Annotated in this window: 18 protein-coding genes; 3 read left to right on the forward strand and 15 right to left on the reverse strand. The window is 45.4% G+C overall.

The genetic code is table 11. The features are described from left to right. Positions 1 to 104 precede the first annotated feature (104 nt). A complete protein-coding gene (locus P0G38_RS12825; protein WP_005225367.1) occupies positions 105 to 1,319 on the reverse strand; it encodes a pyridoxal-phosphate-dependent aminotransferase family protein in 1,215 nt (404 codons plus the stop codon). 130 nt (positions 1,320 to 1,449) lie between these two features. On the opposite strand from P0G38_RS12825, the gene P0G38_RS12830 reads away from it, so the two are divergent. Continuing rightward, positions 1,450 to 3,081, forward strand: coding sequence for a PucR family transcriptional regulator (locus P0G38_RS12830; protein ID WP_151195845.1), 1,632 nt, complete (start codon positions 1,450 to 1,452; stop codon positions 3,079 to 3,081). 30 nt (positions 3,082 to 3,111) lie between these two features. On the opposite strand, the gene arcC is transcribed toward P0G38_RS12830, so the two are convergent. Genes arcC through allC form a run of 7 tightly spaced genes read right to left on the reverse strand, consistent with a single transcriptional unit; the run spans position 3,112 to position 11,079 of the window. Continuing rightward, positions 3,112 to 4,047 carry a carbamate kinase gene (arcC, locus tag P0G38_RS12835; protein WP_005225365.1) on the reverse strand — a complete coding sequence of 312 codons (936 nt, stop codon included), beginning with the start codon at positions 4,045 to 4,047 and terminating at the stop codon, positions 3,112 to 3,114. After that, positions 4,020 to 4,883, reverse strand: coding sequence for an oxamate carbamoyltransferase subunit AllH family protein (locus tag P0G38_RS12840; protein ID WP_275851711.1), 864 nt, complete (start codon positions 4,881 to 4,883; stop codon positions 4,020 to 4,022). The genes arcC and P0G38_RS12840 overlap by 28 nt, the downstream gene beginning before the upstream one ends. A gap of 37 nt (positions 4,884 to 4,920) precedes the next feature. After that, on the reverse strand, positions 4,921 to 6,183 hold the full coding sequence (locus P0G38_RS12845; protein ID WP_005234461.1) for a YlbE family protein: 1,263 nt from the start codon (positions 6,181 to 6,183) through the stop codon (positions 4,921 to 4,923). Between the two features lie 12 nt (positions 6,184 to 6,195). Next, positions 6,196 to 7,950, reverse strand: coding sequence for an acyl-CoA synthetase FdrA (gene fdrA / locus P0G38_RS12850; protein ID WP_275851714.1), 1,755 nt, complete (start codon positions 7,948 to 7,950; stop codon positions 6,196 to 6,198). A gap of 8 nt (positions 7,951 to 7,958) precedes the next feature. Beyond that, entirely contained in the window at positions 7,959 to 9,035 is a 1,077-nt protein-coding gene (allD, locus tag P0G38_RS12855) for an ureidoglycolate dehydrogenase (RefSeq protein WP_015509185.1), read from the reverse strand. Positions 9,036 to 9,048: 13 nt separating this feature from the next. Continuing rightward, on the reverse strand, positions 9,049 to 9,834 hold the full coding sequence (gene allE, locus P0G38_RS12860; RefSeq protein WP_151195846.1) for a (S)-ureidoglycine aminohydrolase: 786 nt from the start codon (positions 9,832 to 9,834) through the stop codon (positions 9,049 to 9,051). Positions 9,835 to 9,849: 15 nt separating this feature from the next. Beyond that, on the reverse strand, positions 9,850 to 11,079 hold the full coding sequence (gene allC / locus P0G38_RS12865) for an allantoate deiminase (protein WP_005225359.1): 1,230 nt from the start codon (positions 11,077 to 11,079) through the stop codon (positions 9,850 to 9,852). 170 nt (positions 11,080 to 11,249) lie between these two features. Here allC and P0G38_RS12870 point away from each other — a divergent pair, with 170 nt between their 5' ends. After that, entirely contained in the window at positions 11,250 to 12,113 is an 864-nt protein-coding gene (locus P0G38_RS12870; RefSeq protein WP_151195847.1) for an alpha/beta hydrolase, read from the forward strand. A 278-nt stretch (positions 12,114 to 12,391) separates the two neighbouring features. Here P0G38_RS12870 and fucO read toward each other — a convergent pair whose 3' ends face one another. From fucO to rhaB, 4 genes are all read right to left on the reverse strand, one after another. Continuing rightward, positions 12,392 to 13,543, reverse strand: coding sequence for a lactaldehyde reductase (gene fucO, locus P0G38_RS12875; RefSeq protein WP_151195848.1), 1,152 nt, complete (start codon positions 13,541 to 13,543; stop codon positions 12,392 to 12,394). Between the two features lie 84 nt (positions 13,544 to 13,627). After that, positions 13,628 to 14,452: a rhamnulose-1-phosphate aldolase gene (gene rhaD / locus P0G38_RS12880; RefSeq protein WP_005234418.1), complete on the reverse strand. Its 825-nt coding sequence runs from the start codon at positions 14,450 to 14,452 to the stop codon at positions 13,628 to 13,630. 7 nt (positions 14,453 to 14,459) lie between these two features. Then, on the reverse strand, positions 14,460 to 15,713 hold the full coding sequence (gene rhaA, locus P0G38_RS12885; protein ID WP_016612607.1) for an L-rhamnose isomerase: 1,254 nt from the start codon (positions 15,711 to 15,713) through the stop codon (positions 14,460 to 14,462). Next, positions 15,710 to 17,125: a rhamnulokinase gene (rhaB, locus tag P0G38_RS12890; RefSeq protein WP_373193405.1), complete on the reverse strand. Its 1,416-nt coding sequence runs from the start codon at positions 17,123 to 17,125 to the stop codon at positions 15,710 to 15,712. Before rhaB ends, rhaA begins: the two co-directional genes overlap by 4 nt. Positions 17,126 to 17,324: 199 nt before the next feature. Between rhaB and P0G38_RS12895 the strand changes: the two genes are divergently transcribed. Beyond that, entirely contained in the window at positions 17,325 to 18,206 is an 882-nt protein-coding gene (locus tag P0G38_RS12895; protein ID WP_005225353.1) for an AraC family transcriptional regulator, read from the forward strand. 192 nt (positions 18,207 to 18,398) lie between these two features. Here P0G38_RS12895 and P0G38_RS12900 read toward each other — a convergent pair whose 3' ends face one another. The 3 genes from P0G38_RS12900 to P0G38_RS12910 are packed head-to-tail and all read right to left on the reverse strand — an operon-like array spanning position 18,399 to position 23,504. After that, on the reverse strand, positions 18,399 to 20,228 hold the full coding sequence (locus tag P0G38_RS12900; RefSeq protein WP_275851727.1) for a lantibiotic ABC transporter permease: 1,830 nt from the start codon (positions 20,226 to 20,228) through the stop codon (positions 18,399 to 18,401). Then, a complete protein-coding gene (locus P0G38_RS12905; RefSeq protein ID WP_151195852.1) occupies positions 20,203 to 22,467 on the reverse strand; it encodes a glycosyltransferase family 2 protein in 2,265 nt (754 codons plus the stop codon). Before P0G38_RS12905 ends, P0G38_RS12900 begins: the two co-directional genes overlap by 26 nt. Then, positions 22,464 to 23,504, reverse strand: coding sequence for a bifunctional glycosyltransferase family 2/GtrA family protein (locus tag P0G38_RS12910; RefSeq protein ID WP_074536517.1), 1,041 nt, complete (start codon positions 23,502 to 23,504; stop codon positions 22,464 to 22,466). The genes P0G38_RS12905 and P0G38_RS12910 overlap by 4 nt, the downstream gene beginning before the upstream one ends. Positions 23,505 to 23,514: the final 10 nt, after the last annotated feature.

The following is a 23,514-nucleotide window of genomic DNA, read 5'->3' on the forward strand; positions in this document are numbered from 1 at the left end:
ACGAAAGCGCTTTAAGATAGTCTTAGTGTACGTTTTTTTGCCGACGATTGCATTTGTCATTTTTCACAAAGCGCTTTCAGTCGTTGTGCATTTGTGCTAAAAATTTAAGTCGTTTTTTGGTAGTAATTTAACGCAGCGATGAGCGCTTTGCCAGCAGAAATTGGTGCTTGCTGGTACAATAGTGCCCCTTCTAACGCGGCTAGGACATGTAAAATATTTTCTTTGCGGCTGCTGTAGCCCATATTTCCAATCCGCCAGATTTTTCCTTTTAGATCACCAAATGAACTAGCGATCTCTACACCAAAGGAGTGAAGCATCTCTTCTCGGACAGCTTCGCCATCAACACCTTCTGGAATAAAGATGGGGGTAACTGTCGGCATTTTGGTTGCTTTTTCGCCATAAATCGAAAGCCCCATTGCCTCCAGTCCAGCGACCAACGCCCCTTCATTCGTCAAATGACGTTGATAGGCTGCATCAAGGCCTTCGTTTAGCAGCATCCGTAATCCTTCATGAAGCGCATAGATCATACTCGTCGCTTCTGTGTGATGGTTGATTCGCTCTGTGTTCCAGTAGCGTTGCAATTGACTCAAATCCAAGTAATTACTCATAATGTGCCGCTTGTTTCGATCCGTTTTGCTCAAGCCTAATTCTTTTTGGTAACGGGCATTAAGGACGGCTTCGACTCGCTCGTTGTAGGTCACTAATGAAAGACCAGACGGCACACTTAAACACTTCTGAGTGCCGGCAATCGCTAAATCGACACACCAATCATCGACTGACAGGGCCACGCCACCATAAGTCGCCACCATGTCAACGACAAAGAAAATATCTTTTGCGCGACAATACTGCCCGATTTCTGCTAACGGCTGCATTTGCCCATTGGCAGTTTCCCCGTGGACCATCGCCACGATCTTGGGTTGAAATGCGTCGATTTCTTTGATGACCTCTGCGGGTGCAAAAGGAGCCGTCCATTCTTTTTCTACATATTTGACTTGCGCTTGGGCACGTTCACAGATTTCTCCAAGTAAGAAAGCAAAGCGCCCATAGGCGGGGATCAAGACTTTGTCCCCTGGTTCGATCAAAGCGATCAGCGCCGCTTCTAAACCAGCTCGGGAAGTCCCATCAATGGCAAATGCCTCTTTGTTTTTGGTTCCAAACGGTTGTTTGATCATTTCTTTGACCTCATCCATGATCGCCAAAAAATTCGGATCAAACTGCCCCAAAATGCGATTGGTCATTGCTTGTAGAACAGCTGGATGGGCTTCTACAGGCCCAGGTGTCATGATCGTACGTTGTGCGATCGTTAACTCTTTATACATCTTTTCCCCTCATTTCTCTTTTTGATTTCACTGTCCAACGCCTTGTCAACGTTTCCAAGTTTGTTGTACAATAAAGCTAAAAAAGGACATGTTTTTGTTTGTTTTGTTCAATTCCAAAAGGAGTTTCTCTATGAAGTTAGTTGCTGAATTGCTTGCTATACCACGCTTTTCCAATTTGCGTTTATTGACAGATCCCCTGACTGCGGAAATTCCCGTCGACAGTATCGAAATCACCGAGACCCCCGATATCGCCCACTATATTCCTGAGCATACCTTTATCTTAAGCACGGCGATGGTTTATAAAAATAATCAAGGAGCGCTTCTAGAGCTGATCGATTCTCTCGTAGCCAAAAATGCCGCTGGATTAGGCATCAAGATCGGTCGTTTTTTAGATGTCATCGATCCTGAAGTCATCGCCTACGCCGATAGTTTAGGTTTCCCCATCGTAGAAGTACCTGCCACGATGCCGCTGGGTCGTTTGATGCACCAGCTTTTGAATTTATTGTGGAACACCAAAACCGAGCAGCTGAGTTATGCGTTAGACATTCAAAAACGGTTCTCTGCTTCCTTGATGAAGGATGTCAGCATCGCTCGCTTTATCGCTGATTTTGGCCAAATGGTCAATACACCGATCATTTTGTTGAATCCTTTTAAACAAGTGATTGCCCACTCCAAGCATTTCACCCGCATGTCAAAACCCGCGGAGTACTACATCCATCAATTAGGACAAACGAAAGGGGTTTTTACTGGTGAAAAAAGCGGGGCGATCCCTATCAAAGATCTTCATGAAAAAACGTCACAAATTTCTTATTATGCTATTGAAACCTCCACTTATTTCCCCCATTATTTAGTCATTTTGAATCCTGAGGCGATTCCTTATCCTGTCTCGGATTTTGCGCTGGAACAAGCAGCCTTGGTCTTGTCGTTTATGCTTTACAAGAACCAAAAAGTGCAAGAATCTTTTGAAGATTTAAAAAGTGACTTTTTAACACGGATGATCGAATACCAGCAATCCACCAAGCAAGAACAAAAAGATTGGTTAGATCTCGGAAAGACTTACGGTTTGGTCAAAGCCCGCCATTATCGTGTCATCTATGGTGCCTGCGAACCAACCAAAGAAACCAAAGGCAAAGACAAATACTTAAAAGAAGAAAGTGACCTGGTCTATCAGTGGTTTAGTGAACAACTGCCTTATCGCATCAAAGATGTTTGTCTCTTTCGCTTAAAGGGCAGCAATCACTTTGCGATTTTCGTGCAGCACAAGTGTGATGCCTTAGAAGACCATTTGATCGAGACCGCCAATGCTTTGACCAATCGGTTGCCATTTCGAATGGCCTTTGGGGTAGGGAGTGTCTGTGAAAGTATCAATGATTTAGCCAGCTCCTACATCGAAGCAAAGACTGCTTATGAAGAACGAAGAGGCCAACATGATTCTTCCATCGTCTCTTTCTACCATCAACGGGGAATGCGGAGTCTATTTGAAAAAATGAGTCCTGAAGATATCCATTATTTCTGCCGTACGATCCTCAAAGAATTGGCGTTTCCGCAAGAAGATGCCACCATCGAATTGCGTAAAACCTTACGGGCTTACTTGGATTATCAATGTGAGATCACCCGCACCGCCAAAGCCTTGTTCGTTCATCGCAACACGATCAAATACCGCATCGAACAGTGTCAAAAACTACTAGGAAAAAACGTGCATGATCCTAGCATCAGCCTGGATCTGCGTTTAGCCCTTGAGCTGTCGGAAGAAGGCGACTAATAGGCGAATCAAGCAGTTGGATCGCTGGTGTTACCCAGCGATCCTTGTGCCTGCTTCACCTAACAATGCTAAGTCCGCTTCTTCCAATGAGCAGATGATTGCTGTCTTTCCTTGTTTGGCAAACGCAATCGCCGCTTCCATTTTCGGCCCCATACTCCCTTCTGCAAAATGCCCCGCATCAAAATATGCTTGCGCTTCACTTACGGATAAGCCCGTTAATTTTTCTTGTTTCGGTGTTCCATAATTGATATAAACGTTGTTGACGTCGGTCAGCATCATAAATACATCGGCATCCACTTGTTCTGCCAATTTCTTCCCGGTTCGGTCTTTATCGATGACTGCTTCGATCCCTTTCAAGCCTTCCGCTTGTTTTACGACTGGAATCCCTCCGCCGCCACCAGCGATCACGATGGTATTTTGATTCAATAAATGAACCATTGATTCCACGCCGTGGATCGTCACAGGTTGTGGAGATGGCACGACGCGACGGTACCCACGTCCAGCATCTTCTTCCATCACCCAATGTTTTTCCTCAGCCATCTTTTTTGCTTCTTCTTCTGAGTAGAACAAGCCGATTGGCTTCGTTGGCTTTTCAAACGCGGGATCATCCGCTGCCACTTCCACTTGGGTCAATAAGGTCACGACATTGCTGGTCAGTTCTTCTTGCTCGATTTTATTTTTGATGCTTTGCTCCATTAAATAACCGATAAAGCCTTGTGACTCTGCATTGCAGACATCTAGTGGAAAAGGCGGCACGACTTCTTTGGCTTCTTCATTTTGTCGTAAAATATTGCCGACTTGCGGACCATTGCCGTGCGTCACGACGATTTGATGGTCAAGCTTCTCGATTTTAGCGATCTGTTCTGCACTTAACTGGATATTTGCAAGCTGTGTCTCTACGGTCGCTGGTTGATTCGGTTTTAAAATTGCATTGCCCCCTAGAGCGATGACCACTCGTTTTGCCATATGAATTCCTCATTTCTATTGTTTTGAAATTGATCGATACTGCGAGCAAACCCTGCCAAAAAGTCGGCCCCCGAGGTATGACCAATCGCTAGTATCTCTTTGATTACTTGGGAAAAAGCCACTGAATCGGTACACTTGGTCAAGGATGATGCCGATTGATTGAATGCGCCTGTCAGTGCATGCAGAAGATAGTGTTTACTGACGTCAGTCGTTAAATCATTGACTGTCAACAGCCTTCTTTGTAGATAAGCCAACAAGCGGGTATCTTCTTGCCCCATCACTCGGCGAGCCAGTAAATGACCAACTAGCATATCATCGCCTGTGGGGGTCAATCCGACACCCCGTCCGACTAAATAAGCGACTGCTTGCCGTTGTTCCTTAAATGAAGGCGTGCATAGCTGATCGATTGCGTCGTAAAACGGATGATTGCTGCTGATGGTTTCTGAAACAGCTTCTTGAATCCCCGTCTTTTCCGTGACGTTTTGAAGGGTTGACCAAAACAGTTCTCGATCAAATGGGACTGTGCCAGCTGGAAAGGTGGTTGTAAATTTGGCTGCCTTTTGAAAAGACAGACGATGATGCGGAAAATGGATCACCCGTTGCTGAACCAAAAGAGTGGTACCAGCAACTAACCCTGTCGCCAACGTTGCATAATCGTCGGCAGCTAAAATCATCCCTTTGGGCACGCGAGCCGCTTGTTTGGAGACACAGATCAGCTGATCCTGACGAGGATCTTGCAGATTGAAACTATGCTGAAACACACTGTGAACGATCCAGTTGCCATTGATAAATGCGGGTTCAAATAAAGCTTGGTCGATCCATTTTGCCTGTATCATCGCTAGGTTGCTCCTTTTCACGTTTTCAGACCCTGAGTTATTCTTCAAATCCTAATTTTTTTGCATAAGCCAAGACAGCTTTTTCAAAGCAATCCATTGGTGGTGTCACTGTCCCGGCCCCAATTTGTCCCCGTCCAGCTTGTTTGTTGGCGATCCCTGTATTGATCACCGGTAAGATCCCTGTTTCCACGACTTTCCGAGCATCGATCCCTAAACAGATCCCTTTGAAGTCCCATGTAGGAACGGGAAAATTCGGATTGGTATCAATGGAGATCTCTAACATCTCATTGCTGGTTTTCAACGCATCGTGAAATCCGCCGGAACCAACGAAGCGTGTCACAGCTGGGGCAGCAATCATTGCCATTCCCCCAACACCAAAGGTTTCCGTAATGGCACTGTCGCCCATATCTGGAGAGGCATCTTCTTCACTGAATCCTGAGAAATACAGCCCTTTTGGTGTATTGACAGGACCAGTAAACCACTCATCTCCCATGCCAGAAATACGGATACCGAATTCATGCCCGTTGCGACACATTGCGGTCACAACCGTGCCTTCTTCAATCGTCCGGGCGCCATCAAGCACCGCTTTTGAAGAAGCCATCATGATATTCAAGAAGAACTGATCCGTGTCTGCTAGAAACTGAATGACTTCTGGTTTTTCTTTTTCAAATCCTTCCAGAGTAACGATCGCTGGTGCTACTTCTTTTAAGAACGCCAACGAAGCAGCGATATTCCGTTGATGGAACTCATCCCCCATAGCGATTGCTTTTGCGACTAAGACATTGATGTTCAAGCCATCGGGTTTTGTTTGTAGTGCAGCACTTAAAACTGGCGCTAACGTATTTTTCATCCAATGCAAGCGATCAATGACTTCTTGAGAATAGGCGCCAAAACGTAAAACTGCCCCGATCCCTTCGTTCATCGTACAATACGCTCGGTTGCCGTCGGTTTTGTTTTCCACCACGAGCACTGGCATATTGGCAGAGGTGATGCCCCCCATTGGACCAACCGCTTGCACGTGGTGACAAGGAATCAGTTGAACTTCCCCAGATGCTAATAAATGACGTACCTCTTCTTCCGTTTCGCCCCAGCCTTCAAAAAGCCCCGCGCCAACACAAGCACCTTGAATCGGATCGATCATCTGGTCGTAGCGGATCGGTGGTCCTGCATGCAATAGGACTTTTCCTTCACCTAATTCTGGAATGACACTGACTGCTGGAACGACATCCAGCAAAAAAGGCGAACCGGCAACGATTTTGGCAATAACGGCTTGGTTTGCTTCTTCAATAGTTTCGTACACGATAACTTCCTCCTACTCTGATAGTGACACTTGTGCTAAGAAACGTAAGGCTTTTTGTAACGTTACGTTTCCACCAGCAATTGGCTGCCAGTCATATTGAACGACTTGACCGTGATGCGCCTGGATCGCTTCCGCAAAGCTACGCAATCCTACATTGATGAACGCGTCATTCGCCAACAATTCGCGGCTCTTTTCAGATGACTCTGGCAACGTATCGGCAGTTGTCACTGCTTTTGGCAACAGCTTACGACTAATTGGTGAAAATGGGTGACCGAGCATTGCTAAAGCTTGTTTGACTGCTTGGGCATTGCTTTGACACAAAATCACGCCAGCTGCGGTTAAAATCTCTGCTTGCTCGTTGCTGTCTTGGGGGTCTAAATCAGTTCCGACGATCGTAGCGATCACCGCTAACTCCCGGCCAGCTGCTTGCGCTGCTTCCTTCAACGATTTGATGGTCGGTGCCAATTCACTCGCCATATCTTGATGAGAGCCGTATCCTAAAACGATATCTAACAAAATCACTGCCGTTTCAGGATCTTCTCCCGCTTGTTTCAACAGTTCGATCCGCTTTGTTGGGTCGATCATCGGATGGGGCTTGCCTTGCGTATAGATGTCATCACCTAAATCGATGATCTCATGGCCAGCTGCTTTTAAGATGTACCCTTCCTGATGGGCATCTTCTTGTTCTAGATTTAATCCTGCTTTGACCAGCATCGCTGCTTCGTACGCCAACGTTCCGCCAGAATAGTAAGCTTTGATTTTTTGCTGTTCAGGTCCAAAAGCGGCAGCTACCGTTTCCTCTTTTACTGGCTCTAATCCAATCTGTTCTTGACGTAGCAGCTGCACGGCTAATTGTGCCGCTTCTTCCAGCGTGTAGGCTCGGTAAAGATTTTCTTCGTGGTCCGTTGGTTCTTCCCCCAGAAAAATCGTGACTGCAGGTTTTGTTCCTCTTCTTAATAATGCCAACACTTCATCGCGGACACGTGGTGCAGGTGGTTTGGAGATCACCACGATCACCTCCGTATCAGGATCGTGTTCCAAGGCAAGAATGCTGTCTTTCATGGTGATCCCGCCGACGGCTTCTTTGAGATCTCGTCCACCGGTTCCGATGGCTTGTGTCACACCAGCACCCAATTTATGAATGATGGTGGTGACTTCTTGGATGCCCGTACCCGAAGCGCCGACAACACCGATTTTCCCTTTACGGACGGCATTCGTGAAGGCTACTGGTATCCCATTGAGAATCCCTGTGCCACAATCTGGTCCCATTAAAAGAAGTCCTTGTTCATGCGCCATTTTCTTTAGTCGAACTTCCTCTTCCAATGAAACATTATCACTGAAACAAAAAACATGTTTGCCTGCTGCTAATGCGGTTTCAATTTCTGGTGCTGCCATAGTACCAGGAATCGATAAGACAGCGACCTTCGCATCTTTTCCAAGATCTAAGGCTTTTTCCCAAGTTTTGACGCTTTGGGTTTCTTCTCCTGCGCTATTGCTTTGGTCCGATAAGAAGGCATCGATTTCTGACAGGACTGTTTCGATGATTTCTTCCTCTTCAATGTCTAAAACGAGCACCATATCGTTGGATGTCGCATTGTTCATCTCCTCGGTATAAAGACCACCCGTCTTGAAGATATCCTTATTGGCAGGTGTACCCATCATGACCGAAGCGTTGTTGATCCCTTCGATCGTCAGTAAACGATTGGTCAAAAGCATTAAAACAATGGAATCTTGGTAATTGTTTTTTTGAATAATAGTGTGTAACATGGGTCTCCTCACTTTCCTGTTCCTGTCTGTGCAAAGGCATCTGACCCAGAATACTGGTCAAAATGAACCGTGTCGCTAATGAGATAGCGATAAATGTTCTTTTCGATAGGAATACCTTCTGCCATATATTTTTCATAGGTTAGTTGATTGATCTCGCCTGGATAATAGACTTGCTGGAACTGTTCAGCAGCCGGTATGGCGTGTAGCTCTTCGATCATCGTTTCGACTGACTCTTTAAATGTATCTAAATCAGTGAAGCGTTGCGGATCGATCAGCAAAATAAATTGCCCTAAGTCGCGGCCTTTCGTCAGATCGTTGTACATAGAGGAAACATGCTTGCCAAAAGGCAGCCCAAGGAGCATTCCAGACAAGATATCCACCATCATCATCAACCCAAAGCCTTTTGGTCCTGAGATTGGCAATAACCCATGAACATGATGCGGATTTGTCGTTGGCTTGCCATGGGCATCAACGGCCCATGTTGCTGGAATCTCTTTATCTTTGGAACGAGCATCTAAAATTTTGCCCCACGCTTGGACCGTCGTTGCCATATCAAAAACCACCGGCGCACCATGCTTTCGCGGTGCCGCAAAGGCAATCGGATTGGTACCAAAATAATTTTCTTTGCCGCCAAAAGGAACCACCATTGAATCCGATTGGCACATAGATAATGCAATCAAGTCAGCTTCTGCGGCTTTTTTGACATAATAGGATAGTGCCCCACTATGACTCGTTTTCCGCACACCAACCGCCGCGATCCCAGAACGTTTGGCCATCTCAATGGCATGCTTTGTCGCTTCTAATACGACGACCTGCCCTGCGCCATTTTGACCGTGAACGATCCCGCTGCTCGGTCCAGTCTCTTCAAACGTGATCTGCGGGGTGCGATTCATCCCGCCTTTAGCGATCCGCTCTGCGTAATAGTCTACCCGCACAGCCCCGTGAGAGTGGATCCCGCTGGCATCGGCAAAGACCAAATGCTCTGCAACGATGGCTGCGTGCTCTTCAGACAAACCAGCAGCCGCTAATTTGTTTTGGATCAATTGCTGTAACTCTTGTGACTGTACAATAACCGTCTCTTCCATCTTCTAAACTCCTTTAAATTTCCGGATCGCGGTTGCAATCTTTGGAATAAATATAGGTCAATGGTTCGTCACGACCAACACCATAGGCCGCTTGCTGTACATAGGCACTCATGAAAATATAGTCGCCTTTTTCCACTGGGAACCACTCATTATCTAAGTTATACATCCCTTTACCTGACAGTAAGTACGCTCCATGTTCTTGGTAGTGGGTCTCAATGTAGCCATGACTTGCCCCTGGTTCAAAGGAAAGGATATGGATATTCATGTCAAAGCCCAGCTCTTTTGGCAAGAAATCCCAAAGTAGGACGTCTGCCATCCCTTCGTATTGGATCGGTGTCAACTCTGAAAGATTCCCCACTACTTTGTAGGCTTGGTGATTTTCAAGTGGTTGGTAACGTTTCTTATACAAGAACACTTCTGTCGCTTCTTCTTGGAGATTTTTCATATACAGTTTTTCTCCAGCAGGCAGATAGATATAGCCTCCGTCCGTCAATGTATGGGTTTCTTTGCCATCACTTACTTCCAGTTTGCCCGAGATGACATACAAGAAACTCTCGATCTCTGGACCGCCGAAGCCCAATTGGTTGGCGCCATCTTTTTTGAATGAAATGATGTAATCGACAAAAGACGCCCCTAATTTTGGTGTGCCGAGTATCGAACATTCACAGTTTTCGAAGCCTGGAATGACATTATTCACTAGCCCATCATGCGGCAAGATCGCAAAATTATTTTTTCTAATGACTGCTCGTGATTGCAGCAATCCTTCTAAATAGCCCGTATTATTATTTTTATATCCCATGTGTGTCCCTGCTTTCTATTCTTTGTATGCTAGCTCATAAAGGGAAGCTGCTAAAACTTCAACCCCAGCTACTAAATCTTCGATAGTCGTTGCTTCGGCTGGGTTGTGGCTAATCCCATCAATACTTGGTACAAACAGCATCGCAGTTGGAAAATGTGGTGCAATGATTTGGGAATCATGCCCCGCCCCACTATGCATGACTTTGTAGCGTTTGCCAGTTTGCTTCACCGCTTGTTCCACCGTGGCAACGATCGTCTCGTCCATCGGCACAGGGCGTTCATCCATCCATAGATCCATCTCCACTGTCAGGTCGTGCTCTTTGGCGATCGCTTGAATGATCTGTTCTGCTTCAGCAGTAAAGGCATCCAATAGCTGCCCATCGGTATGGCGACAATCCATCGTAAACAACACTTCACCAGGAACCACGTTGACCGTATTCGGTTTTGGCTCAACTTTACCGAATGTCACTACTAATGGATCCCCAAGCTCTAAGCCACGGTCGATCACTGCGGCACACATTTTGGCAAAACCATACACAGCATCTTGGCGATAGCCCATCGGTGTGGTTCCTGCATGATTGGCTTGTCCTTTTAAAACAAAGGTGTAACGCTTTTGACCAGCGATACTATTGACGACACCGATCTGCAAATTTTCTTTTTCTAAAACACTGCCTTGTTCGATATGGATTTCCACGAAGGCTTTGATGTCTGATCGAACCGGTTCTTGTGGGTCGCGAAAATCAAAGCCTTGGCGTTGCATCTCTGCTACGAAGCGATTGCCTTCAAAATCTGCGATCGCTTCAACGTCGGCTTTTTTGGCTTCTCCGACAAAGTTTTTGCTTCCCCAAAAAACGGTTGGAAAGCGACTGCCTTCTTCTTCTGCCATTGAGATGACTTCCAAGGAGCGTAAAGGTTGCCCATAGGTCTCTTTTAAATACTTGATTGCTAAAGCAGCAGCAACGACCCCGTATTGACCGTCTAATGTGCCACCGTTAACGACGGTATCGATATGTGACCCTGAAAGAATCGTTTCTTCTGGATACTGGCTGCCTTCCATTCTGCCGAAGAGATTGCCGACTGCATCATAGGACGTCGTTAAGCCAGTTTCTTTTAATTGTTTTTCTACAAATGATTGCGCTTCTTTCCATGAATCGGTATAAAGCAGTCTAGTCATTCCTCCAGTTGGATCACTCCCAATCTGAGATAGTGCATCGATCATTGCCGCTACTTCTTTTTTCAACTCCATTGTTCTGCCTCCTTTGATTTATACGGTTATTGTAAGCGTGTTACTGAAGGACATCATTGTTCACTTTCGACAAAACCGTTTCTATTTTTAGTCATAACGCTGTTTTTTTTAACCGCTTCCTTCTCCTATACTCTTCCTTATACTATCGAAGAAGAGAAAGGAAGAAAACAATGGTTTATCCTAAAAATGCCTTTGCGCAAACAGAAAAAATCCAATTTGACACCTACGGCACTTTGCCGTTAGAAGTGACGATCCTAAAAGCAGCGCAGCCTCGGATCAGCCTTTTGTATTTTCATGGTGGTGGCTTCCTCTATGGTCAGCGAGAAGACCTTCCGCAGGATTATGTCCACCAATTGCTGGCTGCCGATGTTAGCCTTTACCTGTTCGATTATCCACTGGCTCCCGAAGTAGCGCTACACGATATCTACCTTCATGCAAAAAAGGCAGTTGAGTGGTTTTTGGCCGAAGGCTGGCAGTTCAGCGGCGTTGGTACAAATGAGTACGCTTTGTTCGGTCGCTCCGCCGGCGGTTTTTTAGCGACCTTACTGACCGCACGCACAAAGCACTCGGAGCAAAAGGGTTTGATCCGATTTTACGGTTACCAAGAGTTGTTTTGTAAAGAATTTTTGCAGCCGGCACGCTTTTACACACAATTTCCGAAAGTCCCACCACTCGCCGCTGAAGCCATGATCGAAAGCCAACCCATCACCCACGGCACGTTAGAAAAACGATTCCCTTTGTACCTTTCCGCCCGTCAATATGGCAACTGGCAGCGTTATTTAGGGAATCGGGAACAGCTAGCAGCCTTGGCGATCCCTGCTGCCGCTTACCTAGACTTTCCTCCTTGCTTTGTCGTTCATTGCAAAAAAGATCCAGATGTTCCCTTCAGCGCATCCGAAGCTTTCGCTGCACAAGTCCCCCATACCAAAACACTTTGGCTCGACTTAGATCAGCATGACTTTGATCGGACACCAAATGCGATCGCTGATGAGTGCTATCGAGAGATGATTAGATGGCTGACTAACCAATTCTGAAACTCTCAGCTCTTGATAGATGATGATTTTGAAGCGATCGGTACGCTGTGATCTTGCGTACAGCAAAAAAGTGACCATTAGAGAACCAACTCTAATGATCACTTTTTTTGATTTGATTACTAGTATATGGGCACAACGATTTCTTCAAAAATCTAACGCTTTGCCTCGCAATTTTACTGAAGTCTTCAGAATAAAACAGCAACTGATCAGCAGATCGTTGTTAAGGGAAACTTGCAGAAGTATCTTTCATTTCTTCTGATCTCGTACCTTTAACAAGATTACATCAACGAACGATAAAGCTCAATAATTTCTTCTAAAGTCGTATCCCGCGGGTTGCCTGGTGTGCAGACATCGTTCAAGGCATCTTTGGCGATGGCTGGGATATCTTCTTCTTTGACGCCTAATTCAGAAATGGTCGCTGGAATGCCCACATCTTTGCTTAACTGATCGATTGCTTGGCAAGCAGCATCGCGGACGTCTTCAAGTGACATCGTTTCTGCCCCTTCAATTCCTAAAACGATCGCGATCTCACGGTATTTTTCACCCGTAAAGTCTTTGTTGTATTTCATGATGGTTGGCAACAAGGACGCGCACGCTACTCCGTGAGGAATGTTGTACCAAGCGGACAATGGATGGGCCATGCCGTGGACTAAGCCCAAGCCGACGTTTGAAAAGCCCATACCGGCAATGTATTGTCCTAACGCCATCGCTTCTCGTCCTGCTTGATCGCCATTCACGGAATCTCGCAATGAGCGGCCGATGATCTCGATTGCTTTGATGTGCAGCATATCAGTCATTTCCCATGCGCCTTTGGTGATGAAGCCTTCGATGGCGTGGGTCATGGCATCCATTCCCGTTGCGGCTGCCAAGCTCTTAGGCATCCCCATCATCATATCGCTGTCCACAAAGGCTACCAGAGGAATATCGTGAGGGTCTACACAAACAAATTTCCGATGATTTTCTTCATCTGTAATCACATAGTTGATCGTTACCTCGGCTGCAGTCCCAGAAGTTGTCGGTACCGCTAAAATCGGCAAGCATGGATGTTTCGTGTCTGCCATGCCTTCCAAACTAATCACATCTGAAAATTCAGGATTCGTAGCAATAATCGCAATCGCTTTTGCCGTATCGATCGGTGAACCACCGCCAATCGCAATGATACAATCAGCTTGGGCTTCTTTGACAAACGCTAAGCCGTCTTTGACATTTTGGATCGTTGGGTTGGGCACGATCCCATCATATAACGCATAGTCGACACCTGCTTCATCCAATAATTTCGTCACTTTGGTTGCTACTTCAAATTTCACCAAATCTTTGTCGGTGATCACTGCCGCTTTTTTGAACCCTCGTGCCTTGAATTCTGTCGGTACGTTCTCGATTGCTCCTTTTCCAAAATACGAAGTTTCATTCAAAATCATTCTATTCGCCATTCTTCCTACCTCCATTTGTTTGTTTATTCACAATATAGTTTAAATAGAAAAGACTGAAAGCCTTTTCTATTCTTCTACCATTGATTATACCTCAAGATAGCCTGCTCGGGGAGTGACTTTGAAAGCGTCAGCCAATTTTTTCAGATTTTCATCTGTAATGGTTTGTAAAATTGGGCCTTGCGCTTTGACATAGGTGTACACTTCCGCAGCTTTCTCTGCCGTTTCAATCAAGCCAAAGACTTCGTCCATATCTTTGCCAGCACCGTAGATGCCATGTTGTGGCCAAAGAACCAAACGGGTTTCTTTCATTTTAGCAGCCGTTGCTTCGCCGATTTCATTCGTTCCTGGGACCATCCAAGGAATGATGGAAACGCCTTCTGGGAAGACAACCAAACACTCCGTACACATTTGCCACAGGGTCCGCGTGAAACTGCGTTCATCCAACTCATGGGTAAAACTCATGGCTAAAAGATGCGACGCGTGGTTATGCATGATGATTCGGTTTTCTGGATCGACCGACAAGCGAGCGATATGACTCATGAAATGACTTGGCAGTTCACTCGTTGGCACCGCACCATTTTCCAAGCCCCAAAGCAATTCCAATGTTTGCCCATCTTCTTTGACCCGAATCACACCAAGGTTTTCCGCTGGATGTGCGGCTACATTTTTAAAGTATTTTCCTGAACCTGTCACAATAAAGTACTTGCCGGCTAGTGCCGTAGCATCAAAAATCATGGGAATTTCCCGCAAGACGCTTTGCGGATCGATGAAAGGCAAGATCTCTTCTTCTGTTAATAAGTAAGAAATATTGCCACCGTTGCGCTCATCCCACCCTAAACGGTAAAGATTTGCTGTCGTTTCCATCATTTCTTGTACAAAATTCGCTTGTAAAATATCAATCTTTTTCATCGTTCTCCTACTTTCTGGCTTTTAAGACGGTTTCTTCATAGGCTTTCACTTCTGATAGCCAATCCAGACCTGCTGGTACCCCTTGGCTTTCACAGAAGTAATTCCAAACATCTGCATACGGATAGTCTTTTAATTCTTCCGTCATGGCTAAACGAGTGGTGAAATCACCTGACAATTCGATTGCTTTTAGTTCTTCGATCGGTTCTAGCATCGCTTTTAGCAACGCTTTTTGAGTATTGCGCGTCCCGATCACCCACGCAGCGACCCGATTGATCGTTGCATCAAAGAAATCTAACCCAATGTTGGTTTTTGGCAATAAGTCATTGCGAACCAATTCGCGGCCAATCTCTTGCAATTCATCGTCCATGATCACGACATGATCACTATCCCAGCGTACGGGACGGCTGACATGCAGCAAAATGCCTTTGCTGAATAGTGCCAATGAAGACAATTTATTGGAGATCACTTCAGTTGGATGAAAATGTCCAGCATCCAAACAAATCAGTTTATCGCGCGTCAAGCCATAGCCCATATAAAATTCATGAGAACCGACGGTGTAGGCTTCGGCGCCAAGACCAAACAACTTGCTTTCCACGGCATCCACTGTGTATTCCGCTGGCAATTCTTCAGCAAAAATCTCATCTAATGCTGTCATCAAGCGTTCCCGTGGTGTAAAACGATCGATCGGGTTGTCTTTGTAGCCATCTGGCACCCAGAAATTATTGACACAGACTTGCCCAGTTTCTTTCCCCATATAAGCAGCGATTTGACGCGAACGTTTGCCGTGTTCGATCCAGAACTGACGAACTTCTTCATCTGGTGAAGCAAGGGTAAAGCCATCTTTGAACATGGGATGTGAGAAAAAGGTTGGATTGAAGTCTAAACCTAAGCCTTGTTCCTTCGCCCAAGCAACCCATTTTTCAAAATGCTTCGGCTCCAATTCATTTAGATCCACTGCTTCCTCGGTGTCTAAATAGATGGCGTGAAGGTTCAATTTGTGTTTTCCAGGAATCAAAGAGTAGGCTTTTTCTAAATCTTGGCGCAACTCCTCTGGGGTATGGGCAGCACCAGGATAATTCCCCGTTACAGAGATCCCACCAGATAATGCTTCATCACTCAAAAATCCTTGGACATCGTCCCCTTGCCAAACATGCATCGAGATTTTCACATCAGCTAATTTTTTCAAAACCGCATCCGTGTCGACGCCTAATTTGGCATATGCTGTCTTAGCTTCTTCATAACGCTGTTGAATCGTTGTCATTTTTTTCCTACTCCTTCTATAAAACGTTGATAGTTGCTTAAAATCTTGTGATCAAAAGGCTGTGGTTCATGAACACTGCAAGGAAATGAGTGTTTGACCGCACGGCGTGCTTCAACCAGCGACGTGAAGATGCCAGCACTCATCATCTGCATTAAAAGATTACCGATCGCCGTTCCTTCACTTGGGCCAGCTTCGATCGTCAGCTGCGCAGCATCAGCCGTCAGTTGATTTAAAAAGCGATTGTTGGAACCGCCCCCCACGATATGCAGTTTTTGCAGCTTGCTCGTCGTACCTGTCAGCTGTTCCAGCTTTTGTAATTCACTGGCATAACAAAGCGCTAAGTTATCATACACACAGCGAGCCAGTTCCCCTGCGGTTTCTGGAACTTTCTGCTGGGTTTCTCGACAATACGCTTGCAGTTCAGTAATCATGTTTTCTGGATTCAAAAAACGAGGATCATTGACATCGACAAACTGTTGAAAAGCAGGCGTTGCTTGCGCCAATTCCGCCAATTCTGCATAGGAATACTGATAGTCTTGCTGCCGAGCCACTTCTTGGATCAGCCACATGCCCATGATGTTTTTTAAAAAGCGAATCGTATTGTGGGCACCCCATTCGTTCGTATAATTTTCATCAAAGGCGGCAAGGGAAACATTGGGCACTTTGGTTTCGATCCCCAGCAATGACCAAGTCCCGCTGCTGATGTAGCCCCAATCTGCCCCCTCTCCAGGTGTACCGATGATCGCAGACGCCGTATCATGACTAGCGACAGTGACAAAGGTCGCTTGTGGCAAATCATAGGCTGGAAACTTCTGTGTTTGCAGTGCGCCTAAAACCGTTCCTGCATCAACCAATGGTGGGAATAGGCCTTCAGTTACGCCGATCTCAGCTAACAATTCTGCATCCCATGTTTGGGTGTTGGCATTTAGAAGCTGCATCGTCGAAGCATTGGTTTTTTCCGTGACCATCTTACCAGTAAAAACGTAGCCCAAGTAGTCTGGAATCAACAGCAGCTTGTCGGCTTTTTGCAGCAGTTGCGCTTCTTCTGTGGCTAACTGAAAAATCGTGTTGAAGGGCTGCAGCTGAATGCCTGTTTTCTCATACAGTTTTTGCAAAGAATAGCGCTGACCAAAAGTTGCGATCGCATCATTGGTGCGACTATCTCGATAAGCGACTGGGTCGCCTAAACGTTCGCCTGTTTGATCGATCAAACAGTAATCCACTGCCCAGGTGTCGATTCCGACGAAGCAGTCATTGATACCTGCTTGTTTCACTTTTTGCAGTCCTACTAAAATCTCTTGGATCAAATAATCGATAGCCCAACGGTCAAAGCCTTCATGAGGACGAAAGCCGTTTTTAAAGCGATGGATCTCTTCTAAAGTGATCTGCTCATTTTCCCAACGGCTCAGCATCAGACGACCGCTTGATGCACCGATATCGATTGCGATAAATGTGTTCACTGGTCTCCACCTTTCATTATCTTGTTTAAAAATAAATCGATTACAATTCACTGATCCATTCTTGTTGCCTCAATTTTAGCTTGACAATCAACGAGTTTCATCACACAATTTTGATAAAGACTTGCACAATCTTGGTAAAAAGGAGGATCCGATGGATTACTGGGAAAAAGCCAACCACTCATGGTCAACCGATTCACTGCGTTACATCAATACTTCAACCCAAAAGCAGCGTGAACTTTTCTATTACATTCAAGAAATCGGCTATTTCAAAGCCAGCAAACCTTACTTTACAGAACGAGAGAACCTGCCTTCTTATTTGATCAAATATACATTGTCCGGCTGCGGTGAATTGCGCTACAAAGGAAAAAGCTATCAATTGAAAGCAGGTGATGTGTTTTTTATCGACTGTCTAGACTATCAGTACTACCGCACCGTTAGTCAAGAGCCCTGGGAAATGGACTGGATCCATCTATATGGCGCCAACGTCGCAGCGTTTTATGAGGAATTCCTCAAAAATGGCAGTCCAGTTTTTCACACCAATCCTGCCAGCAGCCGCCAAAATCCGATCCATTTGGTCTTACAAGATTTATTGATGTTACAGCCAGAACCAAATGCGAAAACTGCCTTCCAAAGCTCTGTTTTGATCCATCAGCTGCTCAATGAACTGCTCCTGCAAAAATATCATCTCGACTTTTCGGATAGTGAAATCCCGCCTTATATTTTGCAGATTCGTGACCAGCTAGAAGAAGATTTCCGTCAAGGGATCACCTTGGAATCTTTGGAGGAAAGGTATCATATCAATAAGTATCAAATCGTCAAGGAGTTTTCCAAATATATGGGCTTGCCCCCCATCGAGTACCAGATCAGCAAACGCATCTCTTATTCGAAAGACCTTTTGCGCTATTCTCGGCTTTCCATCAAAGAGATCTCATTGGCGATCGGCATTGAAAACACCGCCTATTTCAGCCGTTTATTCAAGAAAAAAGTCGGCATTTCACCTAGTGATTATCGACAGACGGAGAATGGACGATAGGGCTGGTTCTTATTAAAAAAGCACTTACTACCATGTGTAGAAAGTACGACCGCAAAAGTTTAACTTTTTAGGGCCTATACGCATGTCAGCCGTTCCTTTTATTGATGTGCATTCCGTATAAATCAACCTTCAGATACCACAAAAGCCGATCCTCTCTAGAGTAGGATCGGCTTTTTTGTGTATAATCTACATTTAACGCCCCAACACCTCCGCCACCGAATATACGCCTGGGGCAAAGGTCTTGCCTGTTAGCTTCTTCGTCATGGCATTAAAGGTATAGTGCTCTTCTAAGACGACGACTTCATCGTATTGATTTAATAGCGTGCGAAAATCTGCATCGGATAAGAGGAAATTCTCTCGCCCATCGACATTGGGTGAAAACAAGTAATATTTTCCGACATAGCCAACTAAGTAGCTATCTACTGCTTCTTTGTTAGTACTGACCACCAAATATTTTTTCTCGTTTAGGTCAAAGTGATCGCCAGTAACGGCTAAAACTTGTGCTGGAATCGAAGCAGCATATTCACGATTGGTATAACGCATGCCATTATTCTCTGAAAGGATCAGCAATGTCGCAAAAAATAACAGAATCAAGGTACTGTATTGATAGATTTTTTTCGTGGTCAAGCTGGCAAAACTACGGTAGTTTCGCCGATCGATCGCTTGTTCATGATACAAATGATCAATGCCTCTGACCATGAAAAAGGTCATTAATCCAAGTGCTAAAATCACGATACTTGAGGCATAGCGATCGAACCCTGCCAAAGACAATGCTTCATCAGTGGGCATCGAGAACAAGAACATGGCATAGATTCCTAAATAATACCCACCAATGATACCATCGATCAACAGCAGTTCTTTGAAAAATGGATTGCGTTTTTTCATGATAAATCGGACAAATAGCCAACTGCCCAACAGGATGACCTGGATCAAGAGAATCCCTTGCGTGGAGATCGTCGCAACATCCGTGATCGTTTTGACAAAAACATCCGTTATCTGCTGCAGTATCTGAGAATCCTTTTCGCCAAAAATCTGTTTATAAGCGGTCACGCTGACTTCATGCTTCGATTTAGGAAAATTCGCTTTGACATGCAGGTTCCAAAGAATCGCCGGCAGGACAGATAGCCCAATGGCAGCTAATCCTACAATCATCATGCCCAGCCGTTGCCGCCAACGAACTGATGCCTGCCACAAGCAGACTAGTAAATAGCCGCCTAAAATCAGCAGAAAAAAGACGGCGCTATTTTTGACCAAATCAAGAGAGGCGCCAATCAAAAGAAAGAAACCGATCGACGGTAGTACGTTGCCTTTTAAAGCGAATAAGCCAGCGATGCCAGCTAAAGTCAACACTGGCAGGATAAAGTCCACTAACAAATTATTCATTCGAATCGCAATATTAAAATAATTGAAAACCGCCATACTGGTGAAGATCAGAGCAAAAGCCAGCTTTCTTTTCGGATCACGAATAATCGCAAAGAAACTATACAGACTACAGAAAATCAAAATCAATTGACCAATCAGCAAGACATTCTCATGATAGCCAACAATGATCGCTGTATAAGTAACAAACAGCGAGCTGCCTAAAGGATAGGAAGTAAAACTGATGATGGCATCGGCTGCCGTTGGCAATTGTCCCTGCGTATAAAGGAATTTAACGATCGTCGCCCAATGGGAGAAGTTGTCATAGTGGGTCAAATGACTGTGAAGCAAGGTTAAAACGAACAAAGCAAAATAGCCGTAAAACCACAGCAGGATGGGCTCTTGCAAGCCCCAACGTACCTGATGGCGCTCCTGCCAAAAACGCCAAACGCATAATAGTAAACCAAGACCAAATAAAACCCATGCCCCCCGGATCAACCATCCTTTTGGACCATATGCGACAAAGGAAAGAACGAGGATCGGCAAACAGCAAGCAGCGATCCAGCTGATGTGTTTGGGAAAATGGCAAACTCGTACAAAAAGATAGGCATAGCCAGCTAATGATAAACCAAAAAGACTAAATCGCAGCAGGATCTCGATCATCATCTTCCTCCTTTCTCAGCAAGCTGTCTACCCATTCTTGAAAGGCTGCTGTAAAACGCAGCTCGGAAAGATTGCTTACTTGATAAATCACTTGATTTTCTGTTGGTTGAAGCGTTGCTTTTTCAGCGTGAAGCACAAGATTACTGATCGGCAAGGTTAGACGGGCAGGCATCTCGACTTCTTCTGTTTTTACCAACGTGAGCTGGTCAAAACCAAACGTTGTGACCGTATAGGCTCCTTCTTCAAAGACCCATTCTTGATCAATCGACAGGACAGGCACTCGCTGAGGCGGCAATGGCTTTTGTTTGGCTTGCAGCAGATGCTTACCGAGATTTTCAAAAAGACTATCAAAGAAGGTCATCCACGGGTCACGCAGAACTGGCAGGCTTTGATTGAAGCCATCATAAATGATCTGCAAATAAGCCAAGTAGCCTTTTTCTGATAATTGGTGTAAAGCAACCCCATAGACCCAGCGATCCTTGCCTGAAAAAACGCGGACGACGTTTCCCGTCATCTCTGCTTGGTAGCCATTACGGGTGATTTTAAACGTCAGCTGCGCATCTGGCGGAAAATAAAGAGGAACGTCAGAAACGAAGGACAAGCCGTTTTCTGAGATATTTTCTGTCATCAAAGAATAGCTGGCGTCTTGGTCGGAAACTTCAACAGGATAATGGGCTCTGAACCGTTCCGTCGTTCGGTAAATCGGGCGACCGAGATAAAATAAGACCGCAAAGGTTAAGTTAAAGAAATGGGTCAGCAGCCAGAAGGTCAACACGCTGCCATAGAAAATCTCTGAACCGAATTTGCCGTAATTAAACTTCACTAAGCCGATAATCGTCAAAATCAACAGCAACAAATGCGGCACCACAAACAACAAGTCTTTTTTAGACTGAGTTGCTGCTTTATTGGTCACTTTGAAACGGGTCTCTTTGATGCCAATGGCTTGTAAAAAGACAGGAATCACTAGGTAAGGTGCAAAAATCGTTTCCTGGATCTCGCCCCAGCGCTGCGTTCGAATATCACTGCTCAAATCCTGCATCGCCAAATGCAAGAACGTATAGCTTGGCAGCCAAAACAGCAGCAAGACCCAAAAGTTGGTCTCTACGACCCTTACATTAAAGACGGTGTACAAAATCGGCGCGAAAATAAACAGCAACCGACGCAAAAACGACCACCAATACAAATAACTGTTTAAGAAAACCATTTTTTGCGCCAAAGACAACGTCTTGTTCTTAAAAAGATGGAGATTGTGGACACTTTGGACCACTCCTCTTCCCCAGCGAATCCGCTGCTTTAAGGCACTTGGGATATCAATGGGAGACAGACCGCTGGCCATGGGCTGCAGTGTTGATAAACTGCGATAACCTTGGCAATTGATCAAGGCGCCTAATTCAAAATCTTCCGTGATCGTGTCCGTCGGAAATCCGCCAGCGGCTTCGATCGCTTCTCGTGCGATCACCGTATTGGAACCTGTATAAATAGCTGTATCATGGGCGTTGTTCAAAACATTGACTTCTCTGGAAAAGAAGTCCTGCTCGTTAGGGATCGCCGCTTCTGAAAAAAGATTGTACTGAAAAAGATCCGCATTGTAAAAGCTTTGCGGTGTTTGGACAAAGCCCAACGGTTTGATGGTCTGATCTTTGCGGCGTTCCTGCTGATTTGCCACAAAATATGGCACTGTTTCCAACAAAAAATCTGAGTAAGGGATCATATCTGCATCAAAGGTCGCCACTAGCGGCGAATTGGTTTTTGACAATGCATGATTGAGATTGCCTGACTTGGCATGCTGATTGCCTGTCAATCCGATATAGCCGATGCCAAATTTATCTGCCAGTGCTTTGACCTCTGGACGGTTGGTGTCATCTGACAAGTAGATGTGAACTTTTTTGGGATCGGGGTATTTCATATGAACTGCCGCATTGACTGTTTTTAATAAAAGCGGCACTTCTTCATTATGGGTAGCAATCAACACATCGATCGCTGGATAGTCGGCTTCTGGCACGATCGGTTTTTCAAAAGGCTTTGCTTTGTTTTTGTTCCAAATCAACAGCAAGCCCGTAAAGTTCGATACGATCTCACTGCCCCAAAGCAGCAAACCAAACAGCAGGGCAAACCAAGACTCGTGCCATGGCAATGTATACAGCCCCCGCCATGATAAATAGATCAGCGAAAAGACAAACGCCAGAAAGTAAACGACTTTTTTCGCCCAAGGCAAACGTTTTTGTTCCACCTCAATCACTCCTTAAAGATGACATTTTTTTGCACATGGTAACTAAAGAAAAAGAGCAGGCAATCGACGCCTATTTTTAACAACACAGAATCCCCGATCGGCAGGATCAAATAGATCAGGTAGACGAGGAAAGAGGACAGCAAAATCTGTACGATCACTAATAAAAAATACTGCAGCATACTGTTCTTTGTCCGTTGACCAAAAACAAGCTCGCGATTGATGTAGTAATTGACGATCGCCGAAATCAAGCGGGCACCCAACGAAGCGATCACGATGGAGGACAGATCGATGACAGACAAGAAATGGATCAATAACGCATAGGCAATCACATCGACAAAGAAGGAGACCACAGATGAAAACAAATACTTCAAAAAGACGCTATAGATAGCGACGGAATCTGCCAAGACCCGAAAATGGGAAGAGGCATTTTCTTCAATATAGATAGTGGCGATCGGTTGCGAGAGAATCGGCCACCCCCGTTTCTGGGCTTCGATCAGCATCCGCGTTTCATATTCAAAGCGCTCACCTGAGATCGCCAACAAATCTGTCATGAATTTCCGAGGGAAAACCCTTAAGCCCGTCTGCGAATCCTCGATGGCAAGACCAGTCGCTAAACGTAGGATATTTCGGGTCAAAATGTTGCCGAACTTACTCCGCAAGGGCACTTCTTTGCCAAAGGATCGGGTCCCTAAAATAATACTGTCGGGATGGGCTTGTGCCTTAGCTAAGCAAGCCATCATATCGGTATACTCATGCTGCCCGTCCGAATCAATGGTCACCATAAATTCAACAGCTGGCTGGTTTGTCAGCACTTCAGTGAGGGCGGTTTTGATGGCTGCGCCTTTTCCAAGATTCTTTGGATGGGTCAAAACCTGACAGCCAAACTGCTGTGCCAACGCCGAAAAGACAGACTGATAAGCAGCCCCACTGCCATCATCCACGACTAAAATCGGCAGGTGCTGGTTATGCAAACGAATTTTCTCCACCAGAGCCAGCAGTTTGTGGTCAGGTTCTAGCGAAGGAATCATGATTAAACTATTTTCCATATGTGCTCCT

The sequence above is a fragment of the Enterococcus casseliflavus genome (assembly GCF_029215545.1).
In the GTDB taxonomy this organism is placed as follows: domain Bacteria; phylum Bacillota; class Bacilli; order Lactobacillales; family Enterococcaceae; genus Enterococcus_D; species Enterococcus_D casseliflavus.